This window comes from Enterobacter sp. BNK-18, assembly GCF_047456135.1.
GTDB lineage: Bacteria > Pseudomonadota > Gammaproteobacteria > Enterobacterales > Enterobacteriaceae > Enterobacter > Enterobacter ludwigii.
In genome coordinates, this window is the sequence record NZ_CP179899.1 from 3,345,012 (window position 1) to 3,358,707 (window position 13,696).

The window sequence follows — 13,696 nt, forward strand, 5'->3', positions numbered from 1 at the left end:
ATTTTTAGCACAAGTACTTTTTGGATCTTTTTTTCCAACTGTCGATTTTCCGCGCTTTTCGCTGAAATCCCACCCAATATGCTTAAATATTGACGCTTTTTGCCTTGCCTCGATCCAATAATATGATCAAGTCTTCTATATAGTGCTCATCGTTCGAGGTAGATATGTCCGCAGTGTTACGTCCTTATAAAGATCTTCTCCCCCAAAAAGGCGATCGCGTGATGATCGATGCCAGCAGCGTGGTCATCGGCGATGTTCGAATGGCCGATGACGTCAGTATCTGGCCGCTCGTCGCTATTCGGGGGGATGTAAACCATGTAGCCATTGGCGCACGCACCAATATTCAGGACGGTAGCGTTCTGCACGTAACCCACAAATCCTCCTATAACCCCCAGGGCAATCCACTCATCATTGGAGAAGATGTCACCGTCGGCCATAAAGTGATGCTTCACGGCTGCACTATTGGTAATCGGGTTCTTGTTGGCATGGGGTCGATTTTGCTGGATGGCGTCATTGTAGAAGATGACGTGATGATTGGCGCAGGCAGCCTTGTTCCCCAGAACAAAAGACTGGAGAGCGGCTATCTCTATTTGGGAAGCCCGGTAAAACAGATCCGCCCCCTGAAGGAGGCAGAGATCGAAGGATTAAAATACTCGGCGAATAACTACGTTAAATGGAAGAATGACTATCTGAGTCAGGATACCCAGACCCAGCCCTGATCGTCTTCCTGCTGATCGCGGATTAAATCGCTGGCTTCCTCTTCAAGATCCCAGCGATTTTCACAAAACACCTCTAACGGGTCTGAACCACCAAAGCGACGCAACAGCGTTTCCCCACGAATGGCGCAGGTAAGTTGCATTCCATGCACCAGCACCGGGAAACAGACCGCCTGTTTACTCTCGTCCCAGCTTTCCCTGTCCGGAAAATGAATTGCCTGATTCACACCGTGAGCTCCCTTTTCAGCTTTTCAATGACCGGTTCGACCGAAGGCAATACACCGTGCCAGAGCAGCACCGCGTGTGCCGCCTGCCCCACCAGCATTCCCAGCCCATCGGCTACGTGTTTTCCGCCGTGCTGTTCACACCAGTTCAAAAAAGGTGTCTTCCCTTTCTGATAGAACATGTCGTAGAAGTAAATATGGGCACTTACCAGCGAAGCAGGGATCGCCGGCACGTCACCACCGATACCGCTGGAGGTGGCGTTGATGATCAGATCAAACTCACGATCGGCAAGTTCATCCAGGGCGACCGCGCTCACGCTGCCGGTATGTGCGAACAACGCAGCCAGCGCTTCTGCCCGCGAGAAGGTCCTGTTTGTAATGGTCACCGCGCAATCCAGTGACAGCAGAGGCAGCAATACTCCCCGCGACGCTCCGCCCGCACCAATCAGCAGAACCCTGAAACCAGGTTTAATAAACGAGAGCCTTTCCAGATCGCTCAGTAACCCAATTCCGTCAGTGTTATCTCCCAGCAGGCGTCCATCCTCAAGCCGTTTTAAGGTATTCACTGCACCCGCAAGGGAAGCACGCTCTGTGAGTTCATCCGCACGTTCGAAGGCTTCCTCTTTAAACGGTACCGTTACATTCGCACCTTTGCCACCCGCGTTGAAGAAACCCTCCAGCGCAGGAATAAATGCATCAACAGGTGCCAGCACGCGGCCATAGGGATGATTTATTTGCAGTTGCTCGGCAAACAGTTGATGGATTAACGGTGACTTGCTGTGCGCTATCGGATTACCAAAAACAGCATAGGTTTCCATTGGATTACCCCTGGCGAAAACGTTCGCCGGTCAAGGCGTCGCGGATTTCAGACGGATTGAGGCGCCCTCCCGTCTCACCGACGGCAACCGGGAAATCATTCCCAAACTGCGCCCTTACTTCGTCGGTTGTGCGGCAAGGTGGCTGCCCGGTCAGATTCGCGCTGGTTGAGACCAGTGGTTTTCCAAAGGCCAGGCAAAGTTCGACCACCAGCGGATGGTCCGTCACGCGCACGGCGAGGGAATCAAAGCGCCCGGTCAACCAGCGCGGCGTTGTCGGCTTCGCCGGGAAAACAAAGGTCACGGGGCCGGGCCATGCTGAGAAAATAGTCTCCCGCTGCTCCGGCGTTAGCATGGAATCATCGATATAAGGCTTAAGCTGCTCATAGTTAGCAGCGATTAAAATAAGCCCTTTTTCGACTGGCCTCTGTTTAAGTGTGAGCAGTCGGGCAACGGCCGTTTCGCTGTCAGGATCGCAACCGACCCCAAAAACAGCTTCAGTTGGATAGGCGATGACTTCTTCATTTTTCAGGACATCCACCGCATGAGCAATGGAGCCTGATGGCAGGTTATTCTTCACTGTTTTGATCCGCCGGAACCGGCTTTCCACATTGTTTACTGGCGCAGAAGCGTTTCAAACCTTGCGCCGTTTTTTTCTCTATAAGTAGCGGATAATTGCAATGAGAGCAGACACCCGCTACCGGTTTGAAATTGATAACAAACTGACATTCAGGATAGCGATCGCAGGAATGAAAGGTCTTACCAAAACGAGAACGGCGCTGCACCAGTTGTCCACGCTGGCATTGAGGACAGGCAATAGCCGTTTCATCGGGTTTATCAATTTGTTCTGTATGTTCACATTCAGGATAGTGGCTACAGCCAATAAACATGCCGAAACGCCCCTGACGTAGCGCTAACTCGCTGCCGCAAAGAGGGCAAAGCTGTCCCTCCAGAATTTTAACGATATGTCCATCCGCCTGGCTTTTCAGGGGACGGACATAATCACATTCCGGATAGTGGGAACAACCGAGAAACGGGCCGTGTTTCCCGGACCGAATAACAAGTTCAGCCCCGCACTGCGGGCAGGGCTCATTTTTATGCACCGTGAATAGTGCTGATTTGGCCATAACAACTCTTGGTGCTACACATTGAATTAATGCAGCATACCTTCATTCACTTCAAAGAGTAATTCTTCCATTTGCTGATAGGCATTTTCACAGCCTGGAATATTAAACAGAACCATCAGGATGACCCACTTGAGGTCTTCCAGTTCGAAGTCTGCCGTATCCAGCGCCATAACGCGCTCTATCACCATCTCTCTCGTTTCGAGGTTTAGCACCTGAATCTGCTCAAGGAATAAAATGAATCCCCGGCAGCTCGCGTCCAGCCTTTCACACTCTTCAGCTGTGTAGATGCGCACAGACAATGGGTCAGAAGCTAACTGCATCGGTTCGGCGAGGCCTTCCTGATAATCAGCCAGTTTTTCCAGCCACATCAACGCATTATAGATATCTTCCCGCTCAAACCCCGCATCGGTAAGATCCTGTGTCAATTTGTCCTGATCCACTCGCATTTCTGCTTCGTTATGGATGTAAGTCTCAAACAAATACATCAGTACGTCGAACATGGCTTGCCCTCCTTAATCGGACATAGCCGCCGGGTACAGCTGCGATCCATCCTGCTAACTCCAGTTCGAGTAGCTGTGCTACCGTAACTGGCACAGGTTGGCCGGCACGTTCAGCGACAACGTCAACAGGTGTTACCTCATCTCCTACGTTAGCCAGGAGCTTGGGAAATGGCAATGCCACCTTTCCCTGATCTGATGAATAATGTCGCTTTTCGGGATCTTCCTGCAGCCATTGCAATCCATATTGCAAATTTTCAAGAATGTCCCTGACTTCCGTTACCGGTGTTGCACCCTGCTTTATCAGCCAGTGCGGCCCTTCGCATCCCGGGTTACCAATTGGGCCGGGTAAGGCAAACACGTCTCGCCCCTGCTCAAGCGCGCACCGTGCGGTCACAAGCGAACCGCTGCGTACCGCTGCTTCAACCACGAACACCCCCTGACTTAGCCCGCTGATAATTCGATTACGCCGGGGAAAGTGTCCCGGCCGGGGCTGCGCTGATAGCGGAAACTCAGACACTATCGCGCCACCAGAATCGATAAGCCGCGCAGCCAGCGCCTGATGCCGACGAGGATAAATACTAAAGAGACCGTTACCCAGCACCGCAACGCTACGCCCTTTTGCCGATAGCGCAGCGTTGTGGGCGACACCGTCAATACCGCAGGCCAGCCCGCTGGTGATCGTTAAACCACTTTGAGAAAGCTGTTCACAGAGAATTTTTCCCCATCGCTCGCCGTACCATGACGGCGCACGGCTGCCAACAACCGCCAGTTGAACTGCATTCAGTACATTAGGGTTGCCTTTAACAAAGACTGCGCCTGGATAATCCGGGATCGTCCGGAGTAAGGGGGGATAAAGGGGGTGATCCGCCGTGATCAGATAGTTACCCGGCTGCTCAAGCCAGAGCAGGCTACTTTCCAGCTCACTTTCTCTGAGCGCAAAGAACCGTGCAGCCTGTTTGACAGACAGACCGGCGTCTCTGACAACAGGACCATCAATGGTTGTCTGGTTGTGCAATCGTGCTGCCGCTTCCAGCATCACATCGCCATAAAGAGAACCGGTGTGTATTAACCGTAGCCATAACTCAGTCGACGTCATCCTTTCCCCTGCCATAAGCGGCCTCCGCAATCATTGCGATTGGTCACTGATGCTGTCAATCGATGGGGGTTTTGTCTAGAATAGGAGATAATATTCTTATCAACTCCTGAACACGACTCTGGAAATTTATGGCAGTTTTGCAAGTGTTACATATTCCGGACGAGCGCCTTCGCATCGTCGCTGAACCGGTAAAAGAAGTGAATGCAGAAATTCAGCGTATCGTTGATGATATGTTCGATACCATGTACGCCGAAGAAGGTATTGGTCTTGCGGCCACTCAGGTCGACATTCACAAGCGTATTATCGTGATCGACGTATCTGAAAATCGCGATGGCCGCCTGGTGTTAATCAATCCTGAGCTGCTCGAGAAGAGTGGCGAAACAGGTATTGAGGAAGGTTGTCTATCTATTCCGGAACAGCGTGCTTTAGTGCCGCGTGCCGAAAAAGTGAAAATTCGCGCCCTGGATCGTGACGGCAATCCGTTCGAACTGGAAGCTGACGACCTGCTGGCGATCTGTATTCAGCATGAGATGGATCATCTGGTCGGTAAACTGTTTATCGATTATCTCTCGCCGCTGAAGCAGCAACGAATTCGTCAGAAAGTAGAGAAACTGGATCGTTTGCGTTCTCGCGCATAACGTCCCCCCGGATACAAGGATCATCGTGTCTAAATCACTACGTATTATCTTCGCGGGAACCCCTGATTTTGCAGCGCGTCATCTTGACGCGCTGTTATCTTCTGGCCACCAGGTTGTTGGTGTGTTTACCCAACCGGATCGCCCGGCTGGCCGTGGTAAAAAACTGATGCCAGGTCCTGTTAAGGTGCTGGCAGAAGAGCATGGGTTACCTGTTTTCCAGCCAGCATCCTTGCGCCCTCAGGAAAACCAGCAGCTTGTCGCTGACCTGAATGCCGATGTAATGGTGGTGGTGGCTTACGGTTTAATTCTGCCAAAAGCTGTGCTTGATATGCCTCGCCTGGGTTGCATTAACGTGCATGGTTCTCTGCTTCCACGCTGGCGTGGGGCAGCACCTATTCAGCGCTCTTTATGGGCGGGTGATGCTGAAACGGGCGTCACAATCATGAAGATGGATGTAGGTTTAGACACCGGTGACATGCTTTATAAACTGGCCTGCCCCATCACGGCCGAGGATACCAGTGCCACCTTGTATGACAAGCTGGCAGAGCTTGGCCCGCAAGGGCTGATTGAAACCCTCCAGCAGATTGCGAATAATACGGCGAAACCTGAAGTTCAGGATGAAGCGCTGGTCACTTACGCTGAAAAACTGAGTAAAGAAGAAGCCCGGATTGACTGGTCTCTGTCTGCGGCTCAACTTGAACGCTGCATTCGCGCCTTTAATCCATGGCCGATGAGCTGGATGGTTATCGACGAGCAGCCGGTGAAAGTCTGGAAAGCCTCCCTTATTGACGGTCACACAACGGCTGAGCCTGGTACGATTATCGACGCCAGCAAGAACGGTATTCAGGTTGCTACCGCACAAGGGATCCTGAATCTGGAATCGCTACAACCTGCGGGTAAGAAGGCGATGAGCGCACAGGATTTGTTAAATTCTCGTCGCGAATGGTTTATCCCGGGCAATCGCCTTGCCTGACCTCATTTAATTTTAGCGCCCGGTGTTTCCGGGCATTTTTATTTTTACGGTTATGAAAAAACAAAATTTACGCAGTATGGCGGCTCAGGCCGTTGAGCAGGTTGTCGAGCAGGGCCAGTCATTGAGCAATATCCTGCCAGCTTTGCAGCAAAAAGTGTCCGACAAAGACAAAGCCCTGCTTCAGGAGCTCTGTTTTGGCGTCCTGCGCACGCTTTCTCAGCTCGAGTGGCTGGTTAATAAGCTGATGTCACGTCCAATGGCCGGCAAGCAGCGCACCGTGCATTATTTGATTATGGTTGGCTTCTATCAGCTTCTTCACACGCGTATCCCGCCTCATGCCGCACTGGCTGAGACAGTGGAAGGTGCCGTTGTGATTAAACGTCCTATGCTGAAAGGGTTGATTAATGGCGTTCTGCGCCAGTTCCAGCGACAGCAGGAAGAGCTTCTGGCTGAGTTCGGGCAAAGTGAAGCACGTTATCTGCATCCTGACTGGCTCCTGAATCGCCTTAAAAAAGCCTGGCCAGAGCAGTGGCAGGCAATTGCCGACGCGAATAATCAGCGTCCGCCGATGTGGTTACGCGTCAACCGTAATCACCATACGCGCGACGCCTGGCTGGCTTTACTGGAAGAGGCTGGAATGAGCGGCTTCACACATGAAGCATATCCTGACGCTGTGCGTTTAGCCTCTCCTGCTCCGGTACATGCTTTACCCGGTTTTGATGAAGGCTGGGTGACCGTACAAGATGCTTCCGCGCAGGGCTGCATGGCCTGGCTGGAACCTAAAAACGGCGAGCACATCCTCGATCTCTGCGCTGCGCCAGGCGGTAAGACGACGCATATTCTGGAAGTGGCCCCTCAGGCAAACGTCATGGCCGTGGATGTCGATGAGCAGCGTCTTTCACGCGTCTATGACAACCTTAAGCGCCTGGGAATGAAAGCGCAGGTTAAGCAAGGCGATGGCCGCAAACCCGCAGAATGGTGTGGTGAAACGCAATTCGATCGCATCTTGCTGGATGCTCCCTGCTCGGCAACCGGCGTTATTCGTCGCCACCCGGATATTAAGTGGTTGCGTCGCGATCGCGATATCAAGGAACTGACTCAACTGCAATCCGACATTCTTGATGCCATTTGGCCACACCTGAAGCCAGGAGGCACGCTGGTCTATGCAACCTGTTCGGTCCTTCCGGAAGAAAACAGTCAGCAGATTGCAGCCTTCCTTAAACGTACCCCGGATGCAGTGCTACACGACACGGGCACGCCTGAACGCCCAGGCCTGCAGAATCTGCCGGCCGCTGAAGAAGGTGATGGCTTCTTTTACGCTAAGCTAATCAAAGAGTGATGTTGAGAACAGGTCACGAGATATGAAGATAATCATTCTGGGCGCCGGACAGGTTGGTGGGACGCTGGCTGAAAACCTTGTTGGCGAAAATAATGACATCACGATTGTCGATACCAATGGCGATCGGCTGCGTGTTTTACAGGACAAATTTGACCTTCGCGTCGTGCAAGGTCATGGCTCGCACCCGCGTGTCCTGCGTGAAGCGGGCGCCGACGATGCTGACATGCTGGTTGCGGTGACCAGTTCTGACGAAACCAACATGGTGGCATGTCAGGTGGCCTATTCGCTGTTCAACACACCGAACCGGATCGCGCGCATCCGCTCCCCGGACTATGTCCGGGATGCAGAGAAGCTGTTTAATTCCGAAGCGGTCCCTATCGACCATCTTATCGCTCCAGAACAGCTGGTTATCGACAATATCTACCGCCTGATCGAATATCCTGGTGCGCTGCAGGTGGTGAACTTCGCCGAAGGTAAAGTGAGCCTGGCGGTCGTTAAGGCCTATTACGGCGGCCCATTGATCGGTAATGCGCTCTCCACCATGCGTGAGCATATGCCGCATATTGATACCCGCGTTGCAGCCATTTTTCGCCATGACAGACCAATTCGCCCACAGGGTTCAACCATAGTCGAGGCAGGTGATGAAGTCTTCTTCATCGCGGCATCTCAGCATATTCGCGCGGTAATGAGCGAACTGCAGCGTCTCGAAAAACCGTATAAACGCATTATGCTCGTTGGCGGTGGTAATATCGGCGCGGGACTGGCGCACCGGCTGGAAAAAGACTACAGCGTGAAGCTGATCGAGCGCGATCAACAGCGCGCGGCTGAGCTGGCTGAAAAGCTGCAAAACACCATCGTGTTTTATGGTGATGCCTCAGATCAAGAGCTGCTGGCAGAAGAGCATATTGATCAAGTTGATCTGTTTATTGCCGTTACTAACGACGACGAGGCGAACATTATGTCCGCCATGCTCGCCAAACGTATGGGGGCAAAAAAGGTCATGGTGCTTATTCAACGCCGCGCCTACGTTGACCTCGTGCAGGGAAGCGTTATTGATATCGCGATATCACCACAGCAAGCAACCATTTCAGCCCTGCTGAGCCATGTCCGTAAAGCGGATATTGTTGGCGTATCCTCCCTTCGCCGCGGTGTGGCTGAAGCCATTGAGGCCGTTGCTCATGGTGATGAAACCACATCACGCGTTGTGGGCCGCGCTATCGATGAAATTAAACTGCCACCGGGAACAATTATTGGTGCCGTGGTGCGTGGAAACGACGTGATGATTGCGAATGATAATTTACGTATCGAGCAAGGCGACCACGTCATTATGTTCCTTACCGATAAAAAGTTTATTACCGACGTCGAACGTTTATTCCAGCCAAGTCCATTCTTCCTGTAATCAATCAGGTGCTTATAAAAGAGCACCTGATTATTAACCCTCTTATTCCCATGCCTTTTATTTTTCATAACGATTAATTATCCCCAATGGAAATTAACTAATCATTTGTTAAACTTATAATCGTCAGTTGGCTCAAGGAGAAGAAAATGAGTTTAGTTAAAGAATTTCGCGAATTTGCGATGCGCGGGAATGTGGTGGATCTGGCAGTGGGTGTCATTATCGGTGCAGCGTTCGGTAAGATCGTTTCATCACTGGTAGCCGACATTATTATGCCTCCCCTCGGGCTGTTAATCGGGGGCATTGATTTTAAACAGTTTGCCGTGACGCTTCGGGATGCACAGGGTGATGTCCCTGCCGTTGTTATGCATTATGGCGTTTTCATTCAGAACATATTTGATTTCGTGATCGTGGCGTTCGCCATTTTTATGGCTATCAAGCTTATCAATAAGCTTAACCGTAAAAAGGCTGAAGAGCCGGCTGCGCCGCCTGCTCCGACAAAAGAAGAAGTGTTATTGACTGAAATTCGCGATCTGTTGAAAGAGCAAAATAACCGCTCTTAATCAGACGTTGAAAAAAGGAAGGCCAGTGGTAAAAAAGCGATTCGCTTGCTTGCCACTGGCCTCCCAGTTACCCCGTTTTGCATGTTTCCCTTTTCGTAAATAACTCCCTTTTCCTTTTTTATTCTTCTCAATACGCTGCCTGAAAAGCGGGTCGTGGAGCAGTGCCTCAATGGCATTGTCCTGAATTTGCCCTTTCGTATGCTGATAGCGGCTCATAATTTCTCCTGAGCATGGTGTATGTCGACGGGAGTCTAGTCCCGGATGAAGTAAAAATCAACAGCCCTGGGTTCCACTGGCCCCCTGTTCAAGGGCTTCAAGAATTGAACAATAAATACTGCTATGAGCTGTACCGCAGCAGGCGTCATTCAACCGTTGCAGAGAACGCTGCATGGTCTGCAGTTCCTGTATACGCGCTTCAACTTCATCAAGCCTTGCCTGTACGATGCTCTTCGACTCCTGGCAAGTATGGTGTTCAGGATCGATGCGGATCGAAAGTAACTCGCGGATCGAGTCCAGCGTGAAACCAAGCTGGCGAGCGTAGCGGATAAACCGTAAGCGCTGCAGGTCATGATCGGTATAGAGTCGAAATCCACCTTCAGTACGAACCTCGTGATCAATCATCTGCTGCTTTTCGTAATAGCGGATAGTGTCCGGCGTTACGTTAGCAAGCCTGGCAAGTTCACCGATACGGTACATGGTTATTCCTCATTTATTTTCTGCATTAGCCTGTCACTGTACTCACCGTGCAGAAAGTCAGTGCTCATTCCGGCCTGACGCATTTTGAGTTCGATGAGAGCCAGTCGACGGCTAATTTCACGGTAGCTGGGATCATTCTTGCGAATCCCTTTCAGCAGGTCAGCCAGTTGCATGGCCTCTTTACGCTGCTCCAGTTCCGGTGGTAAACAACCGGCATTTTTGAGTAAGCGATATCCGGCCCGTAATTCAGGGGCAACATGCGAATCATCATCAAGCACTAACGGCTCACCGCGTCCCGCAAGGTTATCAAATTCGCCTTTTCGCTGAGCATCGCTGATATGGCGTTCTGCCCACTGGTCGAGCAACCACATGAATAACTCCAGAAGATGAACAGAAAAGATACAGATATTGTAGAGAAGTGGGGATTCAGCGGATATAAAAAAACCCGCCGAAGCGGGTTTTTTTACGTTACTACAGATTACTCTGCAGCAGCTTCTGCTTTAGATTCTGAACGATCAACCAGCTCGATGTAAGCCATCGGAGCGTTGTCGCCTGCACGGAAGCCACACTTCAGAATACGAGTGTAACCACCGGCACGGCTCGCGAAACGCGGACCCAGTTCGTTAAACAGTTTTGCCACGATCTCGTTATCACGAGTACGGGCGAATGCCAGACGACGATTTGCAACGCTGTCAGTCTTGGCAAGAGTAATCAGCGGCTCAACTACGCGACGCAGCTCTTTCGCTTTAGGCAGGGTCGTCTTGATGATTTCATGACGAACCAGTGAACCTGCCATGTTGCGGAACATAGCCTGGCGATGGCTGCTGTTGCGGTTCAGTTGACGACCACTCTTACGATGGCGCATGACCTTATCCTTCTCAGTAAAACCTTAACCTGTGATCCGGTTACTCGTCAGCAATGCTTGCTGGTGGCCAGTTTTCCAGGCGCATGCCCAGAGACAGACCACGTGAAGCCAGCACGTCTTTAATCTCGGTAAGAGATTTTTTACCCAGGTTCGGCGTTTTCAGCAACTCAACCTCGGTACGCTGTACCAGATCACCGATATAGTGGATAGCTTCTGCCTTGAGGCAGTTAGCAGAGCGGACAGTCAATTCGAGATCGTCAACAGGGCGCAGCAGGATCGGATCGAATTCTGGTTTCTCTTCTTTCACTTCCGGCTGACGAACATCACGTAAGTCAACGAAAGCTTCCAGTTGTTCTGCCAGGATGGTTGCCGCACGACGAATCGCCTCTTCAGGATCGATTGTGCCGTTGGTTTCCATTTCGATGACCAGCTTGTCCAGGTCGGTACGCTGTTCTACACGCGCTGCTTCAACATTGTAGGCAATACGCTCTACAGGGCTGTAGCATGCGTCGACCAGCAGACGGCCGATTGGGCGCTCATCTTCTTCCGAATGAATTCGGGCAGAAGCCGGCACATAACCACGACCGCGCTGAACTTTGATACGCATGCTAATCGCTGCGTTCTCATCGGTCAGGTGGCAGATCACGTGCTGCGGCTTGACGATTTCAACATCACCGTCGTGGGTGATGTCGGCTGCAGTCACAGGGCCAATGCCAGATTTATTCAGAGTAAGAATAACTTCATCTTTACCCTGAACTCTCACCGCCAGCCCTTTCAGGTTGAGCAGGATTTCAAGGATATCTTCCTGAACGCCTTCTTTGGTGCTGTACTCATGAAGTACACCATCAATCTCAACCTCGGTCACCGCGCAACCCGGCATCGATGAGAGCAGAATACGGCGCAGTGCGTTACCCAGAGTATGGCCAAAGCCACGCTCTAAAGGCTCAAGGGTCACCTTGGCGTGCGTCGAACTCACTTGCTCGATATCTACCAGGCGCGGTTTTAGAAACTCTGTCACAGAACCCTGCATTGTGTCCTCTCTTTGGTACTAAGCTTTACTTGGAGTAAAGCTCGACGATCAGGTGTTCGTTAATGTCCGCAGACAGATCAGAACGTTCTGGCTGACGCTTGAACGTACCTTCCATCTTGCCAGCATCAACTTCCAGCCAGGTTGGCTTTTCACGCTGCTCAGCCAGCTCCAGAGCGGCTTTCACGCGAGATTGCTTTTTCGCTTTCTCACGAATGCTAACAACGTCATTCGCTTTAACCTGATAAGAAGCGATGTTAACAACACGACCGTTTACCATGATTGCTTTATGGCTAACCAACTGGCGTGATTCAGCACGAGTCGCGCCGAAGCCCATACGGTAAACAACGTTGTCCAGACGACCTTCCAGCAGAGCCAGCAGGTTTTCACCTGTGTTGCCTTTCAGACGTGCTGCTTCTTTATAGTAGTTACGGAACTGACGCTCCAGCACACCGTACATACGGCGAACTTTTTGCTTTTCACGCAACTGCACACCATAGTCAGACAGACGCGGTTTACGCGCACCGTGCTGGCCAGGAGCTTGTTCAATTTTACACTTGGTATCGATCGCGCGAACGCCAGACTTAAGGAATAAGTCGGTGCCCTCACGACGGCTCAGCTTGAGCTTAGGACCCAAATATCTTGCCATTTTCTATCTCCAACTAACCTAAAAAACGAGCGTTATACGCGACGTTTTTTCGGCGGACGACAACCGTTATGAGGGATCGGAGTCACATCAGTAATATTCGTGATGCGGAAACCAGCGGCGTTCAGAGCGCGAACAGTAGATTCACGACCCGGACCCGGACCTTTAACCATAACTTCCAGATTCTTGATGCCGTATTCTTTTACGGCTTCTGCGCAACGCTCTGCTGCAACCTGAGCTGCAAACGGAGTGGATTTGCGAGAACCACGGAAACCGGAACCACCGGCTGTTGCCCAACCCAAAGCGTTACCCTGACGATCAGTAATAGTAACGATGGTGTTGTTGAAAGAAGCATGGATATGAGCCACGCCGTCAGAGACTTGTTTTCTTACACGTTTACGTGCACGAACTGGTGCCTTTGCCATTATTCAATCACCCCGATTATTTCTTGATCGGTTTGCGCGGACCCTTACGGGTACGTGCGTTGGTCTTAGTACGCTGACCGCGCACTGGCAGACCACGACGATGACGCAAACCGCGATAGCAACCAAGATCCATCAGGCGCTTGATGCTCATGCTGATTTCACGGCGCAGATCACCTTCAACGACAAATTTGGCAACTTCGTCACGCAGCGTGTCGATTTGTTCTTCAGACAGCTCACTGATCTTAACATCTTCAGCGATACCCGCTGCAGCCAGAATGGCTTTGGAACGGGTCTTGCCGACGCCATAGATCGAAGTTAATGCGATCACAGCATGTTTCTGATCAGGAATGTTAATGCCTGCTATACGGGCCACTATGCACTCCTACTATTTAATATGTACGCACCATGCTGAAAAGCCCGTTTTCAGGATACTCAAATGGAAACGTACAGACATACAAAAGATTGGCTGGCTAATCTAGCCAGCTCAACCCAACTTTGCAAGAAAAATATGCGAAATAATCAGCCTTGGCGCTGTTTATGCTTCGGCTCGGCACTGCAAATCACACGGATGACACCATCACGCTTAACGATTTTGCAGTTACGGCATAATTTCTTGACGGAAGCACGAACTTTCATTTTTACTCTCCGTA

General features: G+C 51.2%; 21 protein-coding genes. 6 read left to right on the top strand and 15 right to left on the bottom strand.

All coding sequences use genetic code 11. The features are described from left to right. The first annotated feature begins 164 nt into the window (after positions 1-164). The gene (locus ACMGG3_RS16065; protein WP_014171882.1) at positions 165-719 is read left to right on the top strand and encodes a gamma carbonic anhydrase family protein; all 555 of its coding nucleotides are present in this window, start codon (positions 165-167) and stop codon (positions 717-719) included. Here ACMGG3_RS16065 and ACMGG3_RS16070 read toward each other — a convergent pair. Genes ACMGG3_RS16070 through dprA form a run of 6 tightly spaced genes read right to left on the bottom strand, consistent with a single transcriptional unit; the run spans position 695 to position 4,478 of the window. Then, positions 695-943 carry a DUF1488 domain-containing protein gene (locus ACMGG3_RS16070; protein ID WP_014171883.1) on the bottom strand — a complete coding sequence of 83 codons (249 nt, stop codon included), beginning with the start codon at positions 941-943 and terminating at the stop codon, positions 695-697. The two genes, ACMGG3_RS16065 and ACMGG3_RS16070, sit on opposite strands and share 25 nt — an antisense overlap. After that, positions 940-1,758, bottom strand: coding sequence for a shikimate dehydrogenase (gene aroE / locus ACMGG3_RS16075; RefSeq protein ID WP_032680173.1), 819 nt, complete (start codon positions 1,756-1,758; stop codon positions 940-942). Before aroE ends, ACMGG3_RS16070 begins: the two co-directional genes overlap by 4 nt. A 4-nt stretch (positions 1,759-1,762) precedes the next feature. Further along, a complete protein-coding gene (tsaC, locus tag ACMGG3_RS16080; protein WP_032680171.1) occupies positions 1,763-2,335 on the bottom strand; it encodes an L-threonylcarbamoyladenylate synthase type 1 TsaC in 573 nt (190 codons plus the stop codon). Then, on the bottom strand, positions 2,325-2,882 hold the full coding sequence (locus ACMGG3_RS16085) for a type I DNA topoisomerase (RefSeq protein WP_032680170.1): 558 nt from the start codon (positions 2,880-2,882) through the stop codon (positions 2,325-2,327). Before ACMGG3_RS16085 ends, tsaC begins: the two co-directional genes overlap by 11 nt. Positions 2,883-2,908: 26 nt before the next feature. After that, complete coding sequence (gene smg / locus ACMGG3_RS16090) at positions 2,909-3,382, bottom strand: DUF494 family protein Smg (protein ID WP_014171887.1); 474 nt, start codon at positions 3,380-3,382, stop codon at positions 2,909-2,911. After that, positions 3,354-4,478, bottom strand: coding sequence for a DNA-protecting protein DprA (dprA, locus tag ACMGG3_RS16095; protein WP_032680169.1), 1,125 nt, complete (start codon positions 4,476-4,478; stop codon positions 3,354-3,356). The genes smg and dprA overlap by 29 nt, the downstream gene beginning before the upstream one ends. A 128-nt stretch (positions 4,479-4,606) precedes the next feature. Here dprA and def point away from each other — a divergent pair, with 128 nt between their 5' ends. The 5 genes from def (at position 4,607) to mscL (ending at position 9,387) form a co-directional block, all read left to right on the top strand. Continuing rightward, positions 4,607-5,116 (top strand): peptide deformylase, encoded by a 510-nt coding sequence (def, locus tag ACMGG3_RS16100; protein ID WP_008503479.1) that lies wholly within the window; start codon positions 4,607-4,609, stop codon positions 5,114-5,116. Between the two features lie 25 nt (positions 5,117-5,141). Continuing rightward, positions 5,142-6,089 carry a methionyl-tRNA formyltransferase gene (fmt, locus tag ACMGG3_RS16105; protein WP_014171889.1) on the top strand — a complete coding sequence of 316 codons (948 nt, stop codon included), beginning with the start codon at positions 5,142-5,144 and terminating at the stop codon, positions 6,087-6,089. A 52-nt stretch (positions 6,090-6,141) separates the two neighbouring features. Further along, entirely contained in the window at positions 6,142-7,428 is a 1,287-nt protein-coding gene (gene rsmB / locus ACMGG3_RS16110; RefSeq protein WP_251859159.1) for a 16S rRNA (cytosine(967)-C(5))-methyltransferase RsmB, read from the top strand. Positions 7,429-7,450: 22 nt separating this feature from the next. Next, the gene (gene trkA / locus ACMGG3_RS16115) at positions 7,451-8,827 is read left to right on the top strand and encodes a Trk system potassium transporter TrkA (RefSeq protein WP_014171891.1); all 1,377 of its coding nucleotides are present in this window, start codon (positions 7,451-7,453) and stop codon (positions 8,825-8,827) included. A gap of 146 nt (positions 8,828-8,973) precedes the next feature. After that, positions 8,974-9,387, top strand: a complete 414-nt coding sequence (gene mscL, locus ACMGG3_RS16120; RefSeq protein WP_014171892.1) for a large-conductance mechanosensitive channel protein MscL — start codon at positions 8,974-8,976, stop codon at positions 9,385-9,387. Here mscL and ACMGG3_RS16125 read toward each other — a convergent pair whose 3' ends face one another. The 9 genes from ACMGG3_RS16125 to rpmJ all read right to left on the bottom strand — a co-directional run bounded on the left by ACMGG3_RS16125 (position 9,388) and on the right by rpmJ (position 13,682). Further along, entirely contained in the window at positions 9,388-9,603 is a 216-nt protein-coding gene (locus ACMGG3_RS16125) for an alternative ribosome-rescue factor A (protein WP_014171893.1), read from the bottom strand. It lies immediately after the preceding gene. A gap of 57 nt (positions 9,604-9,660) precedes the next feature. Then, positions 9,661-10,083 carry a Zn(2+)-responsive transcriptional regulator gene (zntR, locus tag ACMGG3_RS16130; protein ID WP_014171894.1) on the bottom strand — a complete coding sequence of 141 codons (423 nt, stop codon included), beginning with the start codon at positions 10,081-10,083 and terminating at the stop codon, positions 9,661-9,663. Between the two features lie 2 nt (positions 10,084-10,085). Then, a complete protein-coding gene (locus ACMGG3_RS16135; protein ID WP_333098880.1) occupies positions 10,086-10,454 on the bottom strand; it encodes a DUF1992 domain-containing protein in 369 nt (122 codons plus the stop codon). Positions 10,455-10,561: 107 nt separating this feature from the next. After that, on the bottom strand, positions 10,562-10,948 hold the full coding sequence (rplQ, locus tag ACMGG3_RS16140; RefSeq protein WP_001216372.1) for a 50S ribosomal protein L17: 387 nt from the start codon (positions 10,946-10,948) through the stop codon (positions 10,562-10,564). A 40-nt stretch (positions 10,949-10,988) separates the two neighbouring features. Further along, complete coding sequence (locus ACMGG3_RS16145) at positions 10,989-11,978, bottom strand: DNA-directed RNA polymerase subunit alpha (protein WP_002919219.1); 990 nt, start codon at positions 11,976-11,978, stop codon at positions 10,989-10,991. Between the two features lie 25 nt (positions 11,979-12,003). Then, the gene (gene rpsD, locus ACMGG3_RS16150) at positions 12,004-12,624 is read right to left on the bottom strand and encodes a 30S ribosomal protein S4 (RefSeq protein ID WP_004868345.1); all 621 of its coding nucleotides are present in this window, start codon (positions 12,622-12,624) and stop codon (positions 12,004-12,006) included. 32 nt (positions 12,625-12,656) lie between these two features. Then, complete coding sequence (gene rpsK, locus ACMGG3_RS16155) at positions 12,657-13,046, bottom strand: 30S ribosomal protein S11 (protein ID WP_003863312.1); 390 nt, start codon at positions 13,044-13,046, stop codon at positions 12,657-12,659. A gap of 16 nt (positions 13,047-13,062) precedes the next feature. Further along, positions 13,063-13,419, bottom strand: a complete 357-nt coding sequence (gene rpsM / locus ACMGG3_RS16160) for a 30S ribosomal protein S13 (RefSeq protein ID WP_003863308.1) — start codon at positions 13,417-13,419, stop codon at positions 13,063-13,065. A gap of 146 nt (positions 13,420-13,565) precedes the next feature. Continuing rightward, complete coding sequence (rpmJ, locus tag ACMGG3_RS16165) at positions 13,566-13,682, bottom strand: 50S ribosomal protein L36 (protein ID WP_000868187.1); 117 nt, start codon at positions 13,680-13,682, stop codon at positions 13,566-13,568. Positions 13,683-13,696: the final 14 nt, after the last annotated feature.

Bases quoted from the DNA above. Each gene is read 5' to 3' on its own strand.
- ACMGG3_RS16065 (WP_014171882.1), top strand. From the start codon at position 165: ATGTCCGCAGTGTTACGTCCTTATAAAGATCTTCTCCCCCAAAAAGGC.
- aroE (WP_032680173.1), bottom strand. From the start codon at position 1,758: ATGGAAACCTATGCTGTTTTTGGTAATCCGATAGCGCACAGCAAGTCA.
- ACMGG3_RS16085 (WP_032680170.1), bottom strand. From the start codon at position 2,882: ATGGCCAAATCAGCACTATTCACGGTGCATAAAAATGAGCCCTGCCCG.
- smg (WP_014171887.1), bottom strand. From the start codon at position 3,382: ATGTTCGACGTACTGATGTATTTGTTTGAGACTTACATCCATAACGAA.
- dprA (WP_032680169.1), bottom strand. From the start codon at position 4,478: ATGACGTCGACTGAGTTATGGCTACGGTTAATACACACCGGTTCTCTT.
- def (WP_008503479.1), top strand. From the start codon at position 4,607: ATGGCAGTTTTGCAAGTGTTACATATTCCGGACGAGCGCCTTCGCATC.
- rsmB (WP_251859159.1), top strand. From the start codon at position 6,142: ATGAAAAAACAAAATTTACGCAGTATGGCGGCTCAGGCCGTTGAGCAG.
- trkA (WP_014171891.1), top strand. From the start codon at position 7,451: ATGAAGATAATCATTCTGGGCGCCGGACAGGTTGGTGGGACGCTGGCT.
- mscL (WP_014171892.1), top strand. From the start codon at position 8,974: ATGAGTTTAGTTAAAGAATTTCGCGAATTTGCGATGCGCGGGAATGTG.
- ACMGG3_RS16125 (WP_014171893.1), bottom strand. From the start codon at position 9,603: ATGAGCCGCTATCAGCATACGAAAGGGCAAATTCAGGACAATGCCATT.
- zntR (WP_014171894.1), bottom strand. From the start codon at position 10,083: ATGTACCGTATCGGTGAACTTGCCAGGCTTGCTAACGTAACGCCGGAC.
- ACMGG3_RS16135 (WP_333098880.1), bottom strand. From the start codon at position 10,454: ATGTGGTTGCTCGACCAGTGGGCAGAACGCCATATCAGCGATGCTCAG.
- rplQ (WP_001216372.1), bottom strand. From the start codon at position 10,948: ATGCGCCATCGTAAGAGTGGTCGTCAACTGAACCGCAACAGCAGCCAT.
- ACMGG3_RS16145 (WP_002919219.1), bottom strand. From the start codon at position 11,978: ATGCAGGGTTCTGTGACAGAGTTTCTAAAACCGCGCCTGGTAGATATC.
- rpsD (WP_004868345.1), bottom strand. From the start codon at position 12,624: ATGGCAAGATATTTGGGTCCTAAGCTCAAGCTGAGCCGTCGTGAGGGC.
- rpsK (WP_003863312.1), bottom strand. From the start codon at position 13,046: ATGGCAAAGGCACCAGTTCGTGCACGTAAACGTGTAAGAAAACAAGTC.
- rpmJ (WP_000868187.1), bottom strand. From the start codon at position 13,682: ATGAAAGTTCGTGCTTCCGTCAAGAAATTATGCCGTAACTGCAAAATC.